We start from the raw sequence: 20,430 nt of genomic DNA on the forward strand, positions 1-20,430 counted from the left end.
CTCGAAGTGGCCGCTACGATGCAGGATGTTGCGAAGCTTGCCGGCGTTTCGGTCAAGACAGTTTCCAACGTCGTCAATGAATTCCCACACGTGCGTCCCGAGACCCGAAAGCGGGTTGTGAATGCCATCGAAAAGCTCGGCTATGAGGTGAACTTCACCGCCCGGAACCTCCGTCGTGGACGGACGGGCCTCATTGGACTGGCACTGCCCGAATTGAAGCTCCCCTATTTCGCGGAACTCGCTGATTCCGTCATCGTGGAAGCTGAGAAGGCAGGCCTGCGCGTGTTGATCGAGCAGACCAACTCGGATCGGAACCGCGAGATCGACGTCCTGCACGGTCCGCTCCGCACCATGACCGACGGCACCATCTTCTCGCCGCTGGCCCTCGGGCCGGAGGACATCAGGCTGTTCACCGTCGACTTCCCACTCGTCCTGTTGGGCGAGCGTGTCTTCGGTTCTCCGAACGACCACATCACGATGAGCAACGTGGAGGCGGCCGCGGCGGCCACCCGGCACCTCATCGAGCAGGGTCGGACCCGCATCGCCGTCGTCGGGACGCACCCCGGCGAGGTGGTCGGGTCCGCAGCACTGCGTGAGCGCGGGTTCCGCCGGGCCATGGGCGAGGCCGGGTTGCCCGTCCGGGAGGAACTGATCCGGCCCACGGGGCTGTGGCACCGCAACACCGGAGCCGAGGCGACCGATGAACTCATCGAGTCCGGCGCGGAGTTCGACGGCGTCGTCGCCCTGAACGACACGCTCGCGCTGGGCGTGCTGCACTCCCTGCATTCACACCGGATCGACGTGCCCAGCCAGGTGGCGGTCATCGGCTTCGACGACATCGAGGATGCCGCCTTCACGCGCCCCACCCTCAGCACCGTGTCTCCGGGACGCCAGCAGATCGCCCGGGTGGCGGTGGCGATGCTGGAGGACCGCGTCCGTGAGGCAGCCACTCCCCTGAAGGACCGGCTGCCCGTGCGCCACCTCTATGCAGACTTCACCATCGTCGAGCGCGAGTCCTCCGGGGCGAAGACCCCGGTCTGATCCAGGCGCCGGCGCATCAACCACGCGGTGAGCAGCGCCACCAACCCCGGCACGGCCAGTGGGACCAGGATCGGGAAGCGCCAGGCGACGACGGCCAGGCCTGCGGCGCTGACCGCCCAGGCAGCCGCCGTCGCCGGCGACACGAGGCAGACGCCCAGCGCGGCACGCCACAGCGTGAGCACGGGGACGCGACGGCCGCGCTCGTCGGCCAGCATGGCCACGACGTAGGCCAGCCCCAGCGACAGGCACGCGGCGACGCCCACCGTGACCACGAACATCGGGGCCATCCACGGCTCATCGCCGAGGCTCAGCACCCAGCCGTTGAAGCCCAGGACGACGAGGGCAAGCGTCGCCGGCCAGCCGACCACGGTGCTGCGGACCAGGGTGGCGCGCCAGGCGCGGACGAAGTCACCGAGCGGACGGGTGCTGGCGTCGTCGGTGCCCAGCCTGCCGAGAACCGACACGGCGGCCACGCTGGCGGGCAGGTGGCCGAACAGGATCAGGCCGAGCAGGGTCGCCACCCACCAGGCGAGGCTGACCTCCACCACCTGGGTGCCGGTGCCGAGCCAGCGCATCGCTGTCTCCGCCCACCCGCCGCCCGTGCGAGGCGACCGCTTCACGCCTTGATGCCCCACACCGTCACTCCCTGCTCGTCGATTCCCGCGAACGCGAGTTCCCCGTCCTGGGCGAAGCACACGGCGTCGACGACCTGCCCCGCCAGCGACACGCTCCCGCGGCCAGCCGTGGCGAGTGCCGCTAGATCTGCACCGTTGAGCTCCACCCGAGTGGGGCGCACGGGAATGGGGGCCGACGCCTCCAGCCGGTAGACGAGCCAGTGGCCCGCCCACACGGCGTCCTCGGGCACGTCGTGCCCGGGTGCAGGCAGCGGGTTGGCCACCGGCCAGCCACCGGCGGTCCACTTCAGCGCCCGGAGGTGCGCCGTGTGGCGGGTCGGGTCAACGCCGTCGCGGACGTGGTGCACGAGGACCAGCCCCGAGGACGTCACCAGGTGCGAACTGTGGCCGGGCGCAGCCCAGATGGTGCCGTCCGGCGCTTCGTAGCTCGTCAGGATCAGGGTCCCGACCTGAGCAGGCGGCTCCGAGTCGTCGATGAGGCCGGCTCCGGTGGCGTCCACGTACGGGCCGGTGATCGAATCCGAGGCGGCGACGCGAACGTTGTAGGTGTCGAAGAGCGAGTCGAACGAGCACACCAGGAAATACCGCCCCCGTGCGGCGATGATGTGGCCGCCCTCGACGGCACCGTTGATCGACGCGGCCCGGTGCACGACGGGCTCCCCCAGATCACCGGGTTCCAGCGGGAACCCCGCCTCGTCCAGCGGGAGGATCCGCAGACCACCGAAGAACGAGCCGTACAGCAGCCAGTCGGTGCCGTCGGCATCGGTGGTCACCCCGGCGTCAATGGCGTTGACGTCGTCGGCGTCGTGCCGCGTCGACACGACGAGGGCCCGGTGTTCCCAAGGACCGGTGGCATCAGGGGCCGTTGCCAGCGCAATCGCCGAGGTGCGGGAGCCGAAGGAACTGGCCGAGTAGTACATGCGGTACTCCTCGCCACGCCGGATGACCTCCGGGGCCCAGATGCCGTGGGCACCCGACCACTCGAAGGCGGGACCGGGCACCCCGTTGAAGGCGTGCCCGAACCAGGTCCAGGTCTCCAGATCCCAGGATTGCCGGATCTGGACGCCGGCACCGGGAGAGCCGGCCACCGCGGTGTCCGTGGACATCATCAGCCACCGGCCGTCCCGGGCCCGGACGACGGTGGGGTCATGGGCGCCCCAGAGACCGGGATCGGCCTGGGAGACGGCCTTCACAGCCAGGTAGTCGGGTCCCATGTCAGCCCTTCGTCCCGGTGAGTGCGACGGATTCGATGATCTGCTTCTGGAAGGCGACGAAGATCACGAAAACCGGCACGAGTGCAATCACCGAAGCGGCCATGATCAACGGATAGTCGGTCTGAATGGCGTAATTGGCATTGAAGTTGGCAATGACCACCTGGAGCGTCTGTTTCTCCGGGCTGTTGAGGTAGATGATCGGCGCCAGATAGTCATTCCACACCGCCATGAACCACAGAATGAATTGCGCGGCGATAGCGGGCCGGATAAGAGGCAACACTATGGAGCCGAAGATCCGCAGATAACCGGCGCCGTCAATCTTGGCGGCCTCTATGAGGGAATCCGGCACGCTGTGCAGGTATTGGCGGAGGAAGAAGATCATCATGATGTTGCCGAACAGGCCCGGAACGATCAGCGGCAGCAGGGTGTCGATCCAACCCAGCTTCGAGAACATCACGAACTGGGGAATCATCAGGGTGGGGAACGGGATCATGATGCCGGCGAGCATGAACAGGAAGATCGCGTTCTTGCCGGGGAGGCGGAGCTTGCTGAAGGCGAACGCCGCCAGCGTCGAGGTGATCGAGCCCACGATGGTCACCGTCAGCGACACGATCAGTGAGTTCTTGATGCCACTGGCCAACGGGCCGGCATCCCACACCCGCAGGTAGTTCTGCCACTGCGGCAGTGGCGGGATCCACTCCGGAGGGAGGGAGAAGACGCCGTCCTGGGTCTTCAGCGAGGTCGACACCATCCACAGCAGCGGAGCCACCATCACGATGCCGCCGATCAGTAGCAGTACCGCAACAACGATGTTGCCGGTGCGATAGCGGGTCTTGGCTGTCGACGCCATGTCACTCAGCTCCTTCGTGGCCGTGCCTGGCGTTGAACCAGAACTGCAGGGCCGTGATGATGAACACGAGCAGGCCGAGGAGGACCGCCATCGCCGACGCATAGCCCATCTGCAGGTTGGCGAAGGCCTTCTGCCAGATGTACCAGACGATCGACGCCGACGAGTATTCCGGGCCGCCCGTGGGGGTCATGATGTTGATCTCGGTGAAGATCTGGGAGCCGCCGATGACGCCGGTGACAACCAGGAAGAAGGTCACGGGCTGGACCATGGGCAGCGTGATGTGCCAGAAGCGGCGGAAGGAACCGGCGCCGTCGAGTTCAGCCGCCTCCATCAGCGAGGCCGGCACGCTCTGCAGCGCGGCGAGGTAGAGCAGCATCGAGTAGCCGAGGCCCTTCCACACGGCCATGATGATGAGGGCAGGCTTGACGGTGGCGGTGTTCTGCAGCCAGTTGGGGCCGTCGATGCCGACAAGCTCCAACACCTGGTTGACGAGACCGAAGTCACCGTTGTAGGCCCATTGCCACAGGATCGAGACGGCCGCGAGCGAGCTGACGACAGGCACGTAGTAGATCGAGCGGAACAGCGCCCGGCCGGGCATGCGCCGGTTCATGGCCAGCGCGAGGGTCAGGGCCAGCACCAGGCCGATCGGGATGCCGATCATGTAGAAGAAGGTGTTGCCCAGCGACGTGAGGAAGTAGGGGTCGTTGAAGGCGGTGATGTAGTTCTGGAGGCCGACAGGCTGGGGGTCGCTGAGCATGTTCCAGTTAGTGAACGATGCGTACACCGCGTACAGGAACGGCCCGATGGCGAACACCAGGAAGCCGAGCAGCGGCAGGGCGATGAAGGCCGCGGCGACCCAGTGCTCCCGTCGGTACAGATGGGTCTTTCGCGTGCGGGCCTTGTGGCCGGCAACGTTGACGCTGGTGTGCACAGTGCTCTCCCGTCATGGGGGTGGGACGGGGCAGGAGCCCCGCCCCACCGTCGAAGGTGATCAGATACCGGCGGCCTGGTTGGCGGCGTCGAGCTTCTGCTGCATGCGTGGCTGGACGTCCTTGCAGTAGTCCGCCGCGCTGATCTTCCCGTCGAGCACCGGCTGGATGCCCACCCAGAACTCGTCGTACCACTCGCCGGACCAGGTGGTGGCGGCGGGCAGGGCGCGGCCGTACTCCTCGGCGATCTGGACGAACTCGATCTTGTTCTCGGGCATACCCTCGGACTCGGCGTATTCGCCGTGGGCCATGTCCACCAGGTTGGGGATCTGGACACCGGCCTTGTACAGCTGGCGCTGGGTCTCCTCGTTGGCGGAGAGGAACATCGCCAGTTGGGCCGCCAGCTCGGAGTTCTTCGTCTTGGACGACACCGCGATGCCGAGCGAACCCACCCAGGTGGCGGTCTTGCCGGTGGAACCCACCGGGTAGGGGATGAGATCCCAGTCGAAGGGCAGCTTCGCGTAGGTGGAGACGTCCCAGGGGCCGACGGGGAAGAACCCGATCTGGCCGCGCATCCACCGCTGGTAGGTGTCCATGGTCTGGGCCTGCTCGACCGACGGCGTGGACTTGTCGACCAGCTGGATGTCGGCGAAATCCTGGAAGGCCTCGGCGAACTCGGGGGTGTCGACGGTGACCTTCCGGCGGTCAGCATCGGCCCAGTCGCCGCCGTTGGACCACACCCACGCCTGGAGGTTCCAGGTGACGTTGAGGCCGGTGCCCCACTGTTCGCCCGTGGTCAGTTGCTTGGCGACGTCGCGGAACTCGGCCCAGGTATAGGGGGTGTCCTTGTCGGGCAGCGCGATGCCGGCCTTCTCGAACATCGTCTTGTTGTAGCCGAAGGAGAAGGGACCGATATCCTTCGGCAACCCGTAGAGGGCGCCTTCGCCCACCTTGGACCCGTCGAAGCGGTAGGAGTCCACGCCGTACTTCCACACCTTGTCCACCTCGATGCCGGCGGTTTCGATGTCGGCGGTGATGTCCTTGACGACGCCGTTCTTCGCGAACGCCATCACCGCGCCCTGTTCGAGGTAGAAGACGTCCGGCGTCTGGTTGCCGGTGATGGCTGCCTGCAGCTTGGTGCGGTACGAGTCGGCGTCGGTCACGATGACCTTCACCTTGGCGCCCGTCTCGTCTTCGAAGGCCTTGATGGCCTGGTCGTATGCCTTGCGCTCGTCCTCACCGCCACGGAACATGTAGGTGAGCTCGACGCCGGAGCCGGAGCTCCCGCCGTTGCCGCCTGAGCCGGAAGCCGGGTCGTCGCTGCCTCCGCAGGCGGCGAGCGTGGGGGCTGCGAGGGCTGCACTGGCGCCGAGAAGGAAGTTGCGGCGGTTGAAGTTGCCAAACATTTCTGGCCCTTTCGTCTCTTTGGGGGGCCGGGACCCACGCACCCTCGGTCGTTGAGAGGCGTCACGTTCCCACCCTGGAACTGGTAGCCAGGAAATTACACTTACATCGATGTACACGCAACCGCCGTTATCAAACCGTGATCTTCTCAGGCCTCCTCACGCTCAACGACGAGATTTTCAGCCAGACCTTGACCTGCCGCTGCGCCAGATGACATGCTGGCTTTCTATCGATGTACAGTTTCAGCAAAGGGGCTCAGGCATGCATCATGCCCATGTGGTCATCAATCCAGCGTTCCGGGTCGGCCCGGTGCGCCGGCGGACATTCGGCTCGTTCGTCGAGCACCTCGGCCGATGCGTCTACACCGGCATCTACGAGCCGGGGCACCCGACGGCCGACGAGAACGGGTTCCGGGGCGACGTCCTCGACCTGGTGCGCGAGCTCGGGGTGTCCACCGTGCGCTACCCGGGCGGCAACTTCGTCTCCGGGTACCGCTGGGAGGACGGCGTGGGGCCCGTCGAGGAGCGGCCGCACCGGCTGGATCTCGCCTGGCACTCCTCGGACCCCAACACGTTCGGCACCGACGAATTCATGGCCTGGGCACGGCTTGCCGGGATCGAGCCGATGATGGCGGTCAACCTCGGCACGCGTGGCACGCAAGAGGCCCTCGACCTGTTGGAGTACTGCAACGTGCCCGGCACGTCCCACCTCGCGGAGCAGCGTCGCGCCAACGGCGCTGACGAGCCGTACCGGGTCCGGATGTGGTGCCTCGGCAACGAGATGGACGGTCCCTGGCAGATCGGTCACAAGACGGCCGAGGAGTACGGCCGCATCGCCACCGAGACGGCCCGTGCCATGCGGATGATCGACCCCTCCCTCGAACTGGTCGCGTGTGGCTCCTCGCAGCGCTCGATGCCGACCTTCGGTGAGTGGGAGCGCATCGTCCTCACCGAGGCCTGGGACCAGGTGGACATGATCTCCGCGCACGCCTACTACTGGGAGGGCGAGCACGGCCTCCAGGAGTTCCTCGTGTCCGCCGAGGACATGGACCGCTTCATCAGCCAGGTGGGCGCGACGATCGACGCCGTCGGCGCCGCCCGGAAGAGTGACAAGAAGATAGGCATCTCCTTCGACGAGTGGAACATCTGGTACCAGGACCGCACGCCGTCGAAGCCGCCCACGGGCGACGACTGGCCCGTGGCACCCCGACTGCTCGAGGACAACTACTCGGTGGCCGACGCCGTCGTCTTCGGGAACCTGCTCATCTCGCTGCTGCGCCACACCGACAGGGTGTGGTCCGCCAACCTGGCGCAGCTCGTCAACGTCATCGCGCCGGTGATGAGTGAGCCCGCCGGCCCCGTCTGGAAGCAGACGACCTTCCACCCGTTCGCGCTCACCTCCAGGTACGCCCGGGGCGAAGTGCTCCGCGTCGTCATCGATTCCCCCACGATCGAGAGCCACGCGTTCGGCGCTGTTCCCGCGGTGGACGCCGTCGCGACGTGGGACGAGTCGGCCGGTGCGCTGTTCCTCGTCAACCGCTCCGAGAGCGAGACCATCGAGGTGGTGGTCGATACCCCTGCCGGCGTGTCCCTGACCGAGGCCGTCACCCTGCACCACACCGACCCCCGGTGGCAGGCCGGCGTTGACGACGACACCACCGTGGCACCGCGCCCGAACGAGAGCGCCACGCTGACGGACGGCTCCCTGGAGATCTCGCTTCCGCCGATCTCCTGGACGATGGTGAGGTTCGCCGGATGACCGGCAGGTGGGTCGCGGGCCTGGTGGCGGCCCTCCTGGTGGCCGGCTGCCAGGCGGGCTCGCCCGTGGCTGAGGAACTCGACGTGTCGGGCGACCTCCGCACACACGATCCGGGCCTCATCGTCGGCACCGAGGACCACCCGTGGTTCGTGTTCTCCACCGGCGACCCCCGCGTCGCCCAAGGCGCGATCCAGGTCCGCACCTCGACTGACGGGCGTGAATGGCGCTACGCCGGTGAGGCATGGGGGCCCGACACCGCGCCCCAATGGGCCGTCGAGAAGATCACCGGCGTGGAGAACTTCTGGGCTCCAGAGGTGCTGGAGCACGAGGGCACCTGGTACCTCTACTACTCCGCCTCCACCTTCGGCTCCAACACGTCGGCCATCGGCCTGATGACCAACGACCGGCTCAACGCCGAGGATCCGTCGGCGGGCTGGACCGACCGGGGCGAGGTGGTCTCGTCCGACGGATCCACGGACTACAACGCCATCGACCCGGCCGTGCTCGTCGACCAGGAGGGCCAGGGCTGGATGGCGTTCGGGTCGTTCTGGGGCGGCATCCAGTTGGTGCCGCTGGATCTCCCCTCCGGCACGGTCGCGGAGGGAGCCGAACCGGTGACCATTGCCAGTCGCCAGACCGCCACCAACGCCATCGAGGCGCCGGCGCTGCTGTACCGCGACGGCTGGTACTACCTGTTCGTCTCGTTCGACTCGTGCTGCCGGGGTACGGCCAGCAGCTACAACATCAACGTCGGGCGCGCCAGGTCACCCGAGGGGCCTTACCTGGACGCGGAGGGGGTCGATCTCGCAGAGGGCGGCGGCACGCTGCTGCTCGAAATCGTCGACAACCGCATCGGCCCCGGCGGCCAGTCCGTCTCGGGCGACCACATCGCCTACCACTACTACGACGCCGACCTCGGCGGCGACTTCCAGCTGGCCATCCGCACCTTCGGTTGGCGCGACGGCTGGCCGATCCTCCGGACCGAGTCCGAGACCACGAAGTAAGGAGACCCATGCTCACCACCGCCGTCATCAACCTCGACGTCCCCGGCCCCAGGATCAGCCGACACCTCTACGGGCACTTCGCCGAGCACCTCGGCCACTGCATCTACGAGGGGATCTTCGTCGGCGAGGATTCCCACATCCCCCACACCCGTGGCATGCGCACGGATGTGGTGGAGGCGCTGAAGGCCCTGGACATCCCCAATCTCCGGTGGCCCGGCGGCTGCTTCGCCGACGAGTACCACTGGCGCGACGGCGTCGGCCCCCGGGACCAGCGCCCCACCGTGGTCAACACCCACTGGGGCAACGTGGTGGAGGACAACTCCTTCGGCACCCACGAGTTCATGGACCTGTGCGACCAACTGGGCACCGAGCCGTACATCTGCGGCAACGTCGGTTCCGGCACCGTGCAGGAGATGGCTGACTGGGTGGAGTACCTCACCCGCTCCGGCGACGCCCCGATGTCGACGTTGCGCCGCAAGAACGGGCGCGACGAACCGTGGCGCATCCCCTTCTGGGGCGTGGGCAACGAGTCCTGGGGTTGCGGCGGCAACATGCGCGCCGAGTACTACGCCGACCTGGCCCGCCAGTACTCGACCTACTGCCGCGAACACGACGGCAACAAGCTCTACAAGATCGCCGGCGGCGCCAACGTGGACGACTACCACTGGACCGAGACGCTGATGAAGACCCTCGGCGACCTGGGCTGCGGCTGCAACCCCCGTCATTTCTTCGACGCCATCTCGCTGCACTACTACACGTACCCGGGCGAATGGCCGCCCACCTACAGCGCCACCGAGTTCAGCACGGACGTCTACTACGACACCATGCGCTCGGCGTTCCGGATAGAGGAACTCCTCACGCGGCACGGCACCATCATGGACGCCTACGATCCCGGCAAGCGGATCGGCCTCGTGCTGGACGAGTGGGGCACCTGGTTCGCAGCCGAACCCGGCACCAATCCCGGCTTCCTGTTCCAGCAGAACACCATGCGCGACGCGCTGGTGGCAGCAGTACACTTCGACTCCTTCCACCGCCACGCCGACCGCCTGGTCATGGCCAACATCGCCCAGGTGCTCAACGTCCTGCAGGCCGTCCTCCACACCGACGGCGACCGCCTGGTCAAGACCCCCACCTACCACGTGTTCGAGATGAACAAGGGGCATCACGACGCGGACTCGCTCGCAGTGTCCTGGATCGGCGAGCCGGTCAGCACCCGCGAGGTTGGCAAAGCCACCGTGCCGATGGTTTCGGCATCGGCCTCCACCAAGGACGGCGCGGCGCTGGTCTCCCTGAGCAACATCGATCTCGAGGCCGCCACCACGGTGCGGCTCGCCCTGCGCGGCCGTCCCGTCACAGCGGTGACGGGCCGGGTCCTGACCGCCCCGTCGATCAGTGACCACAACAGCCCCGACGTGCCCGACGCGGTGTCCCCGTCGTCGTTCGAGGTCGGTCTCCCGTCCGACGGCGTCCTCGAGGTCGAACTGCCGCCCCACTCCTTCGTCACCCTGTCCCTGACCTGATACCCACCTGAGGAGCAACAATGTCGTCTCTCCGCTCTCCCCTGTCTATTTCCGTGGCGGTGGTGGCCACTGTGTCGCTGATCGCCGCCTCACCCGCTGAGGCACGGCCGCCCGAGGCACCCCAGCCACCCACGCCGACGTTCGCGGACGCCACGGTGCACGACCCCGACCACATCGAGGTCGACGGTGTGCATTACGTGTTCGGATCCCACCTCCAGGCGGCCTCGAGCACGGACCTGGTCGAGTGGGAGCAGATCGCCGCCGATGTGACCCCTGAGAATCCGTTGTTCGACGACGTCACCGCCGAGCTCTCCGAGGCGCTCACCTGGGCGGAAACCGAAACGCTGTGGGCACCGGACGTGATCCAACTGGCCGACGGCCGCTTCTACATGTACTACAACGCCTGCCGCGGCGACTCACCCCGCTCCGCGATGGGCATCGCGGTGGCCGACGAGGTCACCGGCCCGTACGAGGACCTCGGCCTCATCCTGAAATCCGGCATGTGGGGCCAGCCCTCCGAGGACGGCACCATCTACGACGCCACGGTCCACCCCAATGTCGTCGACCCGGATGTCTTCTTCGATGCCGACGGCCGTCTCTGGATGGTCTACGGCTCCTTCTCAGGAGGCATCTTCATCCTCGAGCTGAATCCCTCCACCGGCTTCCCGCTGCCGGACCAGGGGTACGGCAAGCACCTCTGGGGCGGCAACCACGCCCGCATCGAGGGGCCTGCCGTCAGCTACGACCCCGCCACCGGCTACTACACCCTGTTCGTCACCTACGGCGGGCTGGATTCGACGGGCGGTTACAACATCCGCGTCGCCCGCGCCACGAGCCCGGACGGGCCGTACCTCGACGCGGAGGGACGCGACATGGCCGAGGTCAAGGCGGACCCGGCCAAGCCGCTGTTCGACGACGCCTCCATCGAGGAGTCAGCCGTGAAGTTGCTGGGCAACCACGAGTTCCAGCGGCTGCCCGGCGACCCCGGAGTGGGACGCGGGCTCGGGTACGTCTCCCCCGGCGGCAGTTCCCCGTTCGTCGACGAGGCCACCGGCCAGCCGTTCCTGGCCATCCACACGCGCTTCCCGGGCCGCGGGGAGGAGCACCAGATCCGCGTGCACGAGATGTACACCGACGTTGACGGGTGGCCGGTCGTCGCGCCGCTGCGCTACGGAGGCACCACAGCCAGGGACATCAAGAGGCACGACGTCGTCGGCAGCTACGCGGTGGTGGACCACGCCCCGCGCACCATCGACACCGACATCCATCAGGCCGTCTCCATCGAGTTGACGCAGCAGGGCAAGGTCACCGGCGCCATGAGCGGCACGTGGGAGCGGGACGGCCAGTCCCGCCTCATCCTGCGGCTCGGCGGAACCACGTACGTGGCGGAGGTCGCCCGCCAGTTCGACCCTGACCAGGGGCGATGGGTCACCACCTGGACCGCGCTGGCACCCGACGGGGCGGCACTGGGTGCCATTGAGCGGCTGCAGGTGAGGCCGGACGAGGCGGTGGAGCGGGTGCTGGCCGACCTCACGGTGCCGGGCTCCGCCATCAGCGACCTCGCTCTGCCGACCGCCGGCACCCAGGGGTCGACCATCGTGTGGACCAGCTCGGACGAGTCGGTCATCGCCGCTGACGGTTCGGTCGTCCGGCCCACGGCCGGGGAGCCCGACGCGACGGTGGAGTTGACCGCCACCGTCACCAACGGCGTCGTCACCGGCTCGCGGCAGTTCACCGTCGTGGTGCCCGCCCGCGTTGAGGGCGGGCTGGTGGCGAGCTACCCCTTCGACGGCGACCTCGACGCCGCCGACGGGCAGACCGCAGGCACGGTGAGCGGCCCGCGGATCGGTGCCCCGGGCGGCAGCATCACGTTCGGCGAGGGGGTACACGGCCAGGCCGTCATGTTCGACGGCGCCACGGGCGTCCGGCTCCCCGATGGCCTCGTCTCCGCGCCTACCTGGTCGGTCTCCCTGTGGTTGAAACCCACCGTGACCACGCAGTTCACCCCCACCTTCTTCGCCGCGCGCGACGAGACCTCCTGGGTGAGCCTGCTGCCGTCCGGCCACGGCGGCGTGGGCGGTGACTCGATGATCTGGTCCGGCTCGGCCTGGTACGACGCCGGCTTCGGGCAGAAGCTGCCCGTCGGTGCCTGGTCCCACGTGGCGTTCACCGTCGACTCCGGGAAGCTCGCGGCCTGGGTGGACGGCACCCGGGTGTTCGAGGGCACCGGCTTCCCGGACGTGCTCACCACCACCGACGGGGTCTTCAGCCTGGGCGTGAACTGGTGGGATGCCCCCTACTCCGGGGCGATGGATGAGCTCCGGGTCTACAACGCGCCCCTGTCCGACACAGAGGTGGCGGAGTTGGCCGCGCGCTGACGCACCACGGTGATGGCTCCGCGAGGTTCTTCGCGGAGCCATCATCGCGTCAGGACACCAGGCGCCTCTCCAGGGTGGCCCGCAGTGCCCCGGGCAGCGTCGTCTTGTTCAGCGCCTGATCGGCCACCACCAGGATGGTCCGCGCCCGGTTGTGCACCGTGCCTGTCGCCGGGTCGACGATCTCCGAGGCCAGCACGATCGACGACGATCCCAGGTGCACGGGCGCGACCCGCACCTCGTACGGCTCCGGGCGGTGTTCGAGCTGCGCCAGGTAGTCCACGTCCTGCCGCGCGACGAGCCACATGTGCTCTGCGCCCTCCGAGCCGGCCCGGGCCATCGTCGGATCCCACTGCGTGGTGGCCTCGATGCGCGCCTGCTGCAGGTAGTCGTAGACCTTCGCGTTGTTCACGTGCCCGTAGCTGTCCAGATCCGTCCAGCGCACCGGCAGCGACACCGGGGTCCCCGCGCCCTCCAGCGCCGGAGCCCTCAGCTCGCGCAGCGGCTCCACCTCCTTGCAGTGGGCGTCGAAGAACTCGCGGTACTCGGGCTCCAACCGGATGGGCCGTTGCTCGTCGAAGCAGAAGGCGCACAGCATCGTGCGCGCCACGAGGGCCGCCTCACCGCCCTGGGACACCTCGTAGGCGAGCTCCACCCGCGAGGCCCCCAGCCGTGACACCCCCAGCTCGACGACCACCTGAGCGCCGTCGTAATGGATGGGTCGGCGGTACTCCACCTGGTGGCTGACCACGACGATGCCCTCGTCGAGCAATCCCGAGGCGGCCCCGCCACGCAGGAAGACGACGCGCGCCTCCTGCAGGTAGTCGACCATCACGGCATTGTTGATGTGCCCCTGCGCATCCATGTCCGACCAACGCAGGGGGCACTCCCAGCGGAACAAGGGGTCAGTCCTCCCGCGGGTACAGCGTGTCGACGACATCGGCGTACTTGTCGGTGACCGCGCCGCGGCGCACCTTCATGTTGGCCGTGACGCCGGCGTTCTCGACGGTGAGCTCGTGGTCGAGGATGGCGAACTGCTTCACCGTCTCCCACTTCTCGAGCCGTTCGTTGACCCGGCTCATCCACTTCTCGATGGAGGCCCGGATCTCCGGTCGCTGCGACAGTTCGGCGTAGCTGAGGTTCCCGAGTTCGCGCTTGTCGGCCCACTTCTGCAGCATCACCGGGTCCAGCACGATGAGGGCGGCCACGTACTTGCGCCCCTCGCCCACCGCGATGGACTGCGACACGTAGGGGATGTTCGCCTGGATGGCGCCCTCCACCTTCTGCGGAGCCACGAACTTGCCGCCGGAGGTCTTGAACAGGTCCTTCTTGCGGTCCGTGATCTTGACGTGGCCGGTGGGGGCGATCTCAGCGATGTCGCCGGTGTGGTACCAGCCGTCGTCGTCGATCGCCTCAGCGGTCTGGTCCGGCAGGTTGTGGTAGCCGGGGGTGATGATGGGGCCGCGCAGCAGCAGCTCGCCGTCGTCAGCCAGCTTGCTCTCGACGCCCGGGACGATGGCGCCTACGGTGCCGAAGTGCGGGTCCGCCGGCAGGTCGACGGCGGCGATGGCGCTGGTCTCCGTCGCGCCGTAGCCCTCCACGATGAGGATGCCCGCGCCGTAGAACCACTTCTGGATCTGCGGGCTGAGCTTCGCGGAGCCCGAGATCATGAACTTCATCTGGCCGCCGAGGCGTTCCTTCAGCTTGGAGAACACCAGCTTGTCGGCGATCTTGTACTGCACCGCGAGCGCACCCTTGAGCGGTCGGCCGGCGAGCCGATCGTCGATGGAGCGGTAGCCCACGGAGAACGCCCAGCGCGCGATCTTCCCCTTGACGCCGGTGCTGCTGGTGAGGACGGCGGCGCGCACCTTCTCGAAGATGCGCGGCGCACCACACATGAAGGTGGGGTGCACCTCTCCAAGGCCTTGGACGATCTTGTCGATGCGGCCGTCGACGGCGGACGCGAAACCGTAGTCCAGCTGCGCGGCGATCAGCGCCTTGCCGAAGACGTGGCTCAACGGCAGCCACAGGAACTGCAGCTCGTCTGGGCCGATGATCTCGAGGTACTTGGTGGCCGCCCCCTCGTACACCCAGGACAGGTGGTTGAGCCGCACGCCCTTGGGGCGGCCGGTGGTGCCGGAGGTGTAGATCAGCGTGGAGAGGGTGTCGTGGTTCGTCGAGGCGATGGATTCGTCCAGCGCGTCGGGCTTCTCCTTGAGGTGGGCCTCGCCCAGTTCCATCAGCTTGTCGTAGGAGATGATGCGGTCGTCGAACGTGACGCCGGTGCCGTCGATCACGACGATGGTGTGGATCTGCTCTGCGAAATCCGGTGTATCCAGCACCTTGGCCAACTGTTCGGCGTTCTCTGCCACGAAGACGCTGGAGCCGGAGTCGCTGACGATGTAGTGCACGTCGCCGGAGGCGGTGTTGGGATACACCGTCGTGGTGGCCCCCGCGGCCACGGCGATGGCGAGGTCCATGAAGATCCATTCGACGCGGGTGCTGGAGCAGATCGCCACCCGGTCCTCGTACTTCACCCCGCGGGCCAGGAGCCCCGCGCCGAGCTTGTCGATGATCTCGTTGGATTCGCGCCAGGTGAGGGCGCTCCAGGTGTTGGGACCCTCGGCCTTCCCGTCGGGATACATGAACGCCAACTTGTCGGGCGTCTCCGCCACACGCCGCCGCAGCATCTGGCCGACCGAATCGGCCGAAAGCGACATGATCTCTTCACGAAGTCCCATGGGGTCCCTTTCAACGGTTGCAGGCTAGGTTAACGTGCCGCTGCGGCGTCGGCTAGGGATTTGGCGGACCAACTACTTGAATCCTCAACCATTGTGCTATCCTGGTCACATGACAGAACCAGTTGCAGGCTGGCTCACGGAGAGCCAGCAACGTGTCTGGCGGAGCTACCTCCTGGCCAACACGCATATCAATGAGTACCTCGACGAGGCGCTGAGCCAGTTTAACCTCTCGCTGCCCGAATATGAGGTGTTGGTACGGCTCAGCGAGTCCCCCAACCACACGCTGCGCATGGGCGAACTCGCCTCCTCGGTGGGCCACTCCCGTTCGCGGTTGACGCACACCGTCAAGCGTATGGAGCGGATGGGCCTGGTCTCGCGCAATTCGTGCGATTCCGACGGCCGCGGCGTGCAGGCCACCATGACGGAAGAGGGCTTCGACCTCCTCAAGCGGGCAGCGCCGCACCACGTCGATTCGGTGCGTAGGGTCTTCGTCGACGCCATCAACCCTGAGGATTACGCGGCCCTGGGCCGCGCGATGCAGTCCGCACTCGCCGTCACGGACTGACCTGCCGAGCGGCGTCGGTGGATACCTTTCGACATTCTCCTCCCGACGCACGAAACTAGGGGGGTGACCGTCGACACCGCTGCCCCCCACGCCCGGCTCCTGAGTGAGCTGGGTGAACTCGCCGGCATCGTCGACACCTCCACGCTGACGCGCGCGCTCTACTCCTCGGACGCGTCGTTGTACCGCGTCGAGCCGCTTGCCGTCGCCCACCCGCGCACCTCCGATGAGCTGATCGCCCTCGTGCGCGCCTGCCTGGCCACCGACACCCCCATCACCGCCCGCGGCGCGGGTACCTCGTGCGCCGGCAACGCCGTCGGGCCCGGGCTGGTGATCGACGTGGCGAAGCATCTCCACACGATCCACTCCATCGACCCCGTCGCCGGCACCGCCGTCATCGATCCGGGGGTGGTGCAGGATCAGCTCCAGATCGCCGCGCGCCCCTACGGCCTGCGGCTCGGGCCGGATCCGTCGACCTCCAGCCGCTGCACCGTCGGCGGCATGATCGGCAACAACGCCTGCGGCCCCCGAGCCCTTGGCTACGGCCGCATGTCGGACAACGTCGTCTCCCTCGACATCATCACCGGCACCGGCGAGCTACTGACGCTCGGGGTCGACGACGTGCCTGAGCTCCGCACGCTCGTCGCCGCCAACCTGGGCGTGATCCGCACGGAGTTCGGCACGTTCATCCGTCAGGTCTCCGGCTACTCGCTCGAACACCTCCTTCCGGAGAAGAAGTTCGACCTGCCCAAGTTCTTCGCCGGCACCGAGGGCACGTTGGGTGTGATCGTGCGCGCCACCGTGCGGCTGGTCACCGACGCGCCGGTCAGCGTGATGGTGGCGCTGGGCTACCCCACGATGCCGGACGCCGGCGACGACATCGCCAACCTGCTGCGCTTCCAGCCCACCGCGTGCGAGGGCATCGACAGGCGCATCGTCGACGTGGTGATCGCCAAGAACGGCCTTGAGGCGGTGGGTGAACTCCCGACCGGCGACGGCTGGATGTTCCTCGAACTCGTCGGCGACGACCGCGCGGAGGTCCTCGAGCGCGCCCACGCCGTCGTCGCCGGATCCGCCGCGACGGAGGGCTGGGTGGTCGACGACCCCGCCCGCGCCAACAGCCTCTGGAAGATCCGTGCCGACGGCGCCGGCCTGGCCGGCGTGAGCCTCGAGAAGCCCGCCTACGGCGGCTGGGAGGACGCGGCCGTCCCGCCGCAGCACCTGGGCGAGTACCTGCGTCGCTTCGACGAACTCCTCGGCCGGTACAACCTGCACGGGCTGCCGTACGGCCACTTCGGCGACGGGTGCGTGCACTGCCGGATCGACTTCCCGCTCACAGAGCCGGACGGCGCCGAGCGCTACAAGGCCTTCGTCGAGGAGGCGGCACAGCTGGTGGCGTCCTTCGGCGGCTCCATGTCCGGCGAACACGGGGACGGCCGCGCCCGCTCCGCCCTGCTGCACCACATGTACTCCCCCGAGGCGCTCGGCCTGTTCCGCCAGATCAAGAACGTCTTCGACCCCAAGGGCCTGCTGAACCCCGGCGTCCTGGTCGACCCTGCCCCCATCGAATCCGACCTGCGGATGGTGGCGGCCAGCAGGTCGCCGTTGTCGCTGAGCCACGCAGATTTCGTCGAGGCCGTGCACCAGTGCTCCGGCGTCGGCAAGTGCCTGGCGAACTCGACGGCGGCCGGCGGCGTGATGTGCCCCAGCTACCAGGCCACCCGCAACGAGAAGGACTCGACGCGCGGCCGGGCGCGCGCCCTCCAGGAGATGGTCAACGGCTCGCTGATCACAGGCGGGTGGCGCTCGCCCGAGGTGCACGCCGCGCTCGACCTCTGCCTCAGCTGCAAGGGTTGCGCGCGCGACTGCCCCACCGGCGTCGACATGGCAGCGTACAAGGCGCGCGTGATCCACGAGACGTACAAGGGTCGCCTCCGTCCCAGGGCGCACTACGCCCTGGGCTGGCTGCCGCGCTGGGGTCGCCTGATCACGCGCGTCCCCGGCCTGGGCAGACTGGTCAACCTCGTCGGCGGCGCGCCCGTGCTGGGTCACCTCCTGAAGTTCGCCGCCGGCGTCGACGGCCGCCGCCAGATCCCCCGCTTCGCCTCGAAGACCGCCCGCAGCTCCCTGAGCCTGGGCGCGGCCGAAGGCACCAAGGGCCGGGTGCTCATCTGGGTGGACTCCTTCTCTGACTGCTTCGAATCCACCTCTTTCGCCGCCATGGTGCAGGTCCTCGTCCGCCTCGGCTACGAGCCCGAGGTGCTCGACGAGACGGCGTGCTGCGGCCTCACCTGGATCTCCACCGGGCAACTCGACGGCGCCCGCCGCCAACTCACGAACGCCGCGGCCGTGCTCGCCCGGTATGTCCGCGACGGTGTGCCCATCGTCGGCGTGGAACCCTCCTGCACGGCGGTGTGGCGCAGCGACGCCCCTGAACTGCTGCCCGAGGACGAGAACGTCGCGGCACTCGACGGCAAGGTCCTCACCCTGGCCGAGTTCCTCACGGCAGACCCGGATTTCACCCCGCCGGATCTCAGCGGCCACACCATCGTCGCTCAGCCGCACTGTCACCACGCGTCCGTGATCGGGTGGGCGAAGGACCAAACGATCCTGCTGCAGACCGGCGCCGACCTGGTGCAGGTGGGCGGCTGCTGCGGTCTGGCGGGCAACTTCGGCGTCGAACGAGGCCACCACGAGGTGAGCGTCAAGGTCTTCGAGCACGATCTGGGCCCCGCCGTTGAGGCGCACCCGGACGCGATCGTGCTGGCCGACGGCTTCTCCTGCCAGACGCAGCTCACGTCGCTGGCCGGCCGCTCGTCGATGTCGCTCGCGGAGCTCCTCGCCACGCACTGATCGAAGTTGCTCCAGAATCGATGCAACCGAACTCAGGGGCCGTGCGTATTCACAGCAGAACACGCTGAGAGGAGGCGCCATGGACGAGGCACAGTTCGACCGGTTGTACACCGGGTCGTTCCAGAAACTCGTCGGCCAGATCTACGCGATGTGCGGCAATCTGGCCGAGGCGCAGGACTGCGTCCAGGAGGCGTTCATCCGCGCCTGGGACCATCGCAGAAAACTTGACTGGGACCAGAACCCCGAGGCCTGGATCCGCACCACCGCCTACCGCCTGGCCGTCAGCCGCTGGCGCAAGGCCCGCCGGGGATTCCGCCAGGCCGACCGTGCCGTCGAACCGGAGCGCACCTACGAGCCGAGCCCGGACAGGGTCGCGATCAACAGGGCGCTCGACCAACTGCCCGACGACCAACGCCGCGCCATCGTGCTGTACCACCTCTGCGACATGAGCGTGTCTCAGGTGGCCGACGAGGTCGGCTCACCCACCGGGACCGTCAAGGCCCGACTCGCCCGGGGCCGCGCCACGCTGGCGCGTCTTCTCAACACTGACTTGGAGGTCCGACATGCCTGATCGCATTCCTGAGCTGGACCGCCTGGCCGCCGATGCCAAGAAGGTCGACATGCTTCCCCCGTCTGAGATCCGCCGCCGCGGCAACCGCCGCCGCACCACCCGCCACGTGTCCGTGGCTGCAGGCGTCATGGCGCTGGTGCTGACAGCAGGTGTGGGTGTCTGGCAGAGCCCGCTGCTCGACCAGTTGCGCACCCCCCAGTGGGCCAATACCGCCATCCCCCAGACGCCGTCCCCCACGGCTTCCGACGGTGCCACCGAGGTGCCCACGCAGTCGCCGTCGCCCTCACCGACCCCGCAACCGACCGAGACCGTGACCTCGGGCTCCCCCGTGGTGCCGCCCACGGACCCGACGGTGGCCGCCCCCTCGTATGCGAACCTGCCCACGGCGGAGCTGCTGTTCCTCGACCAGTCCCCCGGCGTGATCAAGAACGAGTTCGAAGGGCTGGGCGTCTCCTCGCTGTGCCTGCCGGGTGACGTCGGTGCTCCGATCACCGTCCTCAGCCGCGAGTACGGCAGGGAGGGTGACTGGCCCGCCTACATCAGCGCCGCGGTGCTCGGGTACGCCACCCCGGAGGAGGCTTCGGCCGGGTTCGACCTGCTGAAGGCCGACTCCCTGACGTGCACCGACGTCAGTCCCAAGTTCGGGGCCCCGTCGGAAGTCACCACGCGGGATCAGACCGACGAGGTACCGTTCGACGATTCGGCGGTGGACGCCTCCCCTGCTCGGATGAGCTACGTCACCGGCCTCATGATCCTGACCGAGCCGGAGAAGGAGGGCTTCGGCGTCTTCACCGACACCGTCGTTGTCCAGGCAGGGGAACGTGTGTTGTTGCTCACTTCGGCATTCGAGGGCATGGACAACAACTGCGAGCCCAGCGGAGAGGATCCGGACATGGGGCAGTGCCAACTTCCCGCCGCCATTCCAGAGGCGATCCAGGCACTGGTGGAGCCCAGTTGACGGCAACCTCGACGG

Annotated in this window: 16 protein-coding genes; 9 read left to right on the plus strand and 7 right to left on the minus strand. The window is 67.8% G+C overall.

Annotated elements, in window-relative coordinates; genetic code table 11:
* The first annotated feature begins 18 nt into the window (after nucleotides 1-18).
* Nucleotides 19-1,041, plus strand: a complete 1,023-nt coding sequence (locus H5393_RS05460; protein WP_182765834.1) for a LacI family DNA-binding transcriptional regulator — start codon at nucleotides 19-21, stop codon at nucleotides 1,039-1,041.
* Here the strand turns inward: H5393_RS05460 and H5393_RS05465 are convergent.
* The 5 genes from H5393_RS05465 to H5393_RS05485 are packed head-to-tail and all read right to left on the minus strand — an operon-like array spanning nucleotide 984 to nucleotide 6,075.
* A complete protein-coding gene (locus H5393_RS05465) occupies nucleotides 984-1,661 on the minus strand; it encodes a DUF624 domain-containing protein (protein WP_182765835.1) in 678 nt (225 codons plus the stop codon). The genes H5393_RS05460 and H5393_RS05465 overlap by 58 nt on opposite strands.
* Nucleotides 1,658-2,890, minus strand: coding sequence for an arabinan endo-1,5-alpha-L-arabinosidase (locus H5393_RS05470; RefSeq protein WP_182765836.1), 1,233 nt, complete (start codon nucleotides 2,888-2,890; stop codon nucleotides 1,658-1,660). Before H5393_RS05470 ends, H5393_RS05465 begins: the two co-directional genes overlap by 4 nt.
* A 1-nt stretch (nucleotide 2,891) precedes the next feature.
* Complete coding sequence (locus H5393_RS05475; protein WP_182765837.1) at nucleotides 2,892-3,740, minus strand: carbohydrate ABC transporter permease; 849 nt, start codon at nucleotides 3,738-3,740, stop codon at nucleotides 2,892-2,894.
* Between the two features lies 1 nt (nucleotide 3,741).
* The gene (locus tag H5393_RS05480; protein WP_182765838.1) at nucleotides 3,742-4,671 is read right to left on the minus strand and encodes a carbohydrate ABC transporter permease; all 930 of its coding nucleotides are present in this window, start codon (nucleotides 4,669-4,671) and stop codon (nucleotides 3,742-3,744) included.
* Between the two features lie 60 nt (nucleotides 4,672-4,731).
* A complete protein-coding gene (locus H5393_RS05485; protein ID WP_182765839.1) occupies nucleotides 4,732-6,075 on the minus strand; it encodes a sugar ABC transporter substrate-binding protein in 1,344 nt (447 codons plus the stop codon).
* A gap of 259 nt (nucleotides 6,076-6,334) precedes the next feature.
* Between H5393_RS05485 and H5393_RS05490 the strand changes: the two genes are divergently transcribed.
* From H5393_RS05490 to H5393_RS05505, 4 genes are read left to right on the plus strand one after another with little or no spacing between them, the layout of a single operon-like run.
* The gene (locus tag H5393_RS05490) at nucleotides 6,335-7,831 is read left to right on the plus strand and encodes an alpha-N-arabinofuranosidase (protein WP_182765840.1); all 1,497 of its coding nucleotides are present in this window, start codon (nucleotides 6,335-6,337) and stop codon (nucleotides 7,829-7,831) included.
* Nucleotides 7,828-8,835 (plus strand): arabinan endo-1,5-alpha-L-arabinosidase, encoded by a 1,008-nt coding sequence (locus H5393_RS05495; protein WP_182765841.1) that lies wholly within the window; start codon nucleotides 7,828-7,830, stop codon nucleotides 8,833-8,835. The genes H5393_RS05490 and H5393_RS05495 overlap by 4 nt, the downstream gene beginning before the upstream one ends.
* 8 nt (nucleotides 8,836-8,843) lie before the next feature.
* The gene (locus H5393_RS05500; protein ID WP_182765842.1) at nucleotides 8,844-10,355 is read left to right on the plus strand and encodes an alpha-N-arabinofuranosidase; all 1,512 of its coding nucleotides are present in this window, start codon (nucleotides 8,844-8,846) and stop codon (nucleotides 10,353-10,355) included.
* Between the two features lie 20 nt (nucleotides 10,356-10,375).
* Nucleotides 10,376-12,733, plus strand: a complete 2,358-nt coding sequence (locus H5393_RS05505; RefSeq protein WP_182765843.1) for a LamG-like jellyroll fold domain-containing protein — start codon at nucleotides 10,376-10,378, stop codon at nucleotides 12,731-12,733.
* Between the two features lie 49 nt (nucleotides 12,734-12,782).
* Here H5393_RS05505 and H5393_RS05510 read toward each other — a convergent pair whose 3' ends face one another.
* Together H5393_RS05510 and H5393_RS05515 are read right to left on the minus strand one after the other, a co-directional pair.
* Nucleotides 12,783-13,670, minus strand: a complete 888-nt coding sequence (locus H5393_RS05510) for an acyl-CoA thioesterase (protein WP_370585940.1) — start codon at nucleotides 13,668-13,670, stop codon at nucleotides 12,783-12,785.
* On the minus strand, nucleotides 13,636-15,471 hold the full coding sequence (locus H5393_RS05515; RefSeq protein ID WP_182764411.1) for a long-chain fatty acid--CoA ligase: 1,836 nt from the start codon (nucleotides 15,469-15,471) through the stop codon (nucleotides 13,636-13,638). The genes H5393_RS05510 and H5393_RS05515 overlap by 35 nt, the downstream gene beginning before the upstream one ends.
* 109 nt (nucleotides 15,472-15,580) lie before the next feature.
* Here H5393_RS05515 and H5393_RS05520 point away from each other — a divergent pair, with 109 nt between their 5' ends.
* The 4 genes from H5393_RS05520 to H5393_RS05535 all read left to right on the plus strand — a co-directional run bounded on the left by H5393_RS05520 (nucleotide 15,581) and on the right by H5393_RS05535 (nucleotide 20,415).
* Nucleotides 15,581-16,036 carry a MarR family winged helix-turn-helix transcriptional regulator gene (locus tag H5393_RS05520; RefSeq protein WP_182764412.1) on the plus strand — a complete coding sequence of 152 codons (456 nt, stop codon included), beginning with the start codon at nucleotides 15,581-15,583 and terminating at the stop codon, nucleotides 16,034-16,036.
* A gap of 63 nt (nucleotides 16,037-16,099) precedes the next feature.
* Nucleotides 16,100-18,886, plus strand: coding sequence for an FAD-binding and (Fe-S)-binding domain-containing protein (locus tag H5393_RS05525; protein WP_182765845.1), 2,787 nt, complete (start codon nucleotides 16,100-16,102; stop codon nucleotides 18,884-18,886).
* Nucleotides 18,887-18,965: 79 nt separating this feature from the next.
* Nucleotides 18,966-19,457 carry an RNA polymerase sigma factor gene (locus H5393_RS05530; protein ID WP_182764414.1) on the plus strand — a complete coding sequence of 164 codons (492 nt, stop codon included), beginning with the start codon at nucleotides 18,966-18,968 and terminating at the stop codon, nucleotides 19,455-19,457.
* Entirely contained in the window at nucleotides 19,450-20,415 is a 966-nt protein-coding gene (locus H5393_RS05535) for a hypothetical protein (protein WP_182765846.1), read from the plus strand. Before H5393_RS05530 ends, H5393_RS05535 begins: the two co-directional genes overlap by 8 nt.
* Nucleotides 20,416-20,430: the final 15 nt, after the last annotated feature.

The organism is Tessaracoccus sp. MC1756, from assembly GCF_014164735.1.
Classification (GTDB): domain Bacteria; phylum Actinomycetota; class Actinomycetes; order Propionibacteriales; family Propionibacteriaceae; genus Arachnia.

Bases quoted from the DNA above. Each gene is read 5' to 3' on its own strand.
- H5393_RS05460 (WP_182765834.1), top strand. From the start codon at position 19: ATGCAGGATGTTGCGAAGCTTGCCGGCGTTTCGGTCAAGACAGTTTCC.
- H5393_RS05530 (WP_182764414.1), top strand. From the start codon at position 18,966: ATGGACGAGGCACAGTTCGACCGGTTGTACACCGGGTCGTTCCAGAAA.
- H5393_RS05535 (WP_182765846.1), top strand. From the start codon at position 19,450: ATGCCTGATCGCATTCCTGAGCTGGACCGCCTGGCCGCCGATGCCAAG.
- H5393_RS05495 (WP_182765841.1), top strand. From the start codon at position 7,828: ATGACCGGCAGGTGGGTCGCGGGCCTGGTGGCGGCCCTCCTGGTGGCC.
- H5393_RS05510 (WP_370585940.1), bottom strand. From the start codon at position 13,670: ATGTCGTCGACACGCTGTACCCGCGGGAGGACTGACCCCTTGTTCCGC.
- H5393_RS05470 (WP_182765836.1), bottom strand. From the start codon at position 2,890: ATGGGACCCGACTACCTGGCTGTGAAGGCCGTCTCCCAGGCCGATCCC.
- H5393_RS05505 (WP_182765843.1), top strand. From the start codon at position 10,376: ATGTCGTCTCTCCGCTCTCCCCTGTCTATTTCCGTGGCGGTGGTGGCC.
- H5393_RS05515 (WP_182764411.1), bottom strand. From the start codon at position 15,471: ATGGGACTTCGTGAAGAGATCATGTCGCTTTCGGCCGATTCGGTCGGC.
- H5393_RS05500 (WP_182765842.1), top strand. From the start codon at position 8,844: ATGCTCACCACCGCCGTCATCAACCTCGACGTCCCCGGCCCCAGGATC.
- H5393_RS05520 (WP_182764412.1), top strand. From the start codon at position 15,581: ATGACAGAACCAGTTGCAGGCTGGCTCACGGAGAGCCAGCAACGTGTC.
- H5393_RS05475 (WP_182765837.1), bottom strand. From the start codon at position 3,740: ATGGCGTCGACAGCCAAGACCCGCTATCGCACCGGCAACATCGTTGTT.
- H5393_RS05485 (WP_182765839.1), bottom strand. From the start codon at position 6,075: ATGTTTGGCAACTTCAACCGCCGCAACTTCCTTCTCGGCGCCAGTGCA.
- H5393_RS05490 (WP_182765840.1), top strand. From the start codon at position 6,335: ATGCATCATGCCCATGTGGTCATCAATCCAGCGTTCCGGGTCGGCCCG.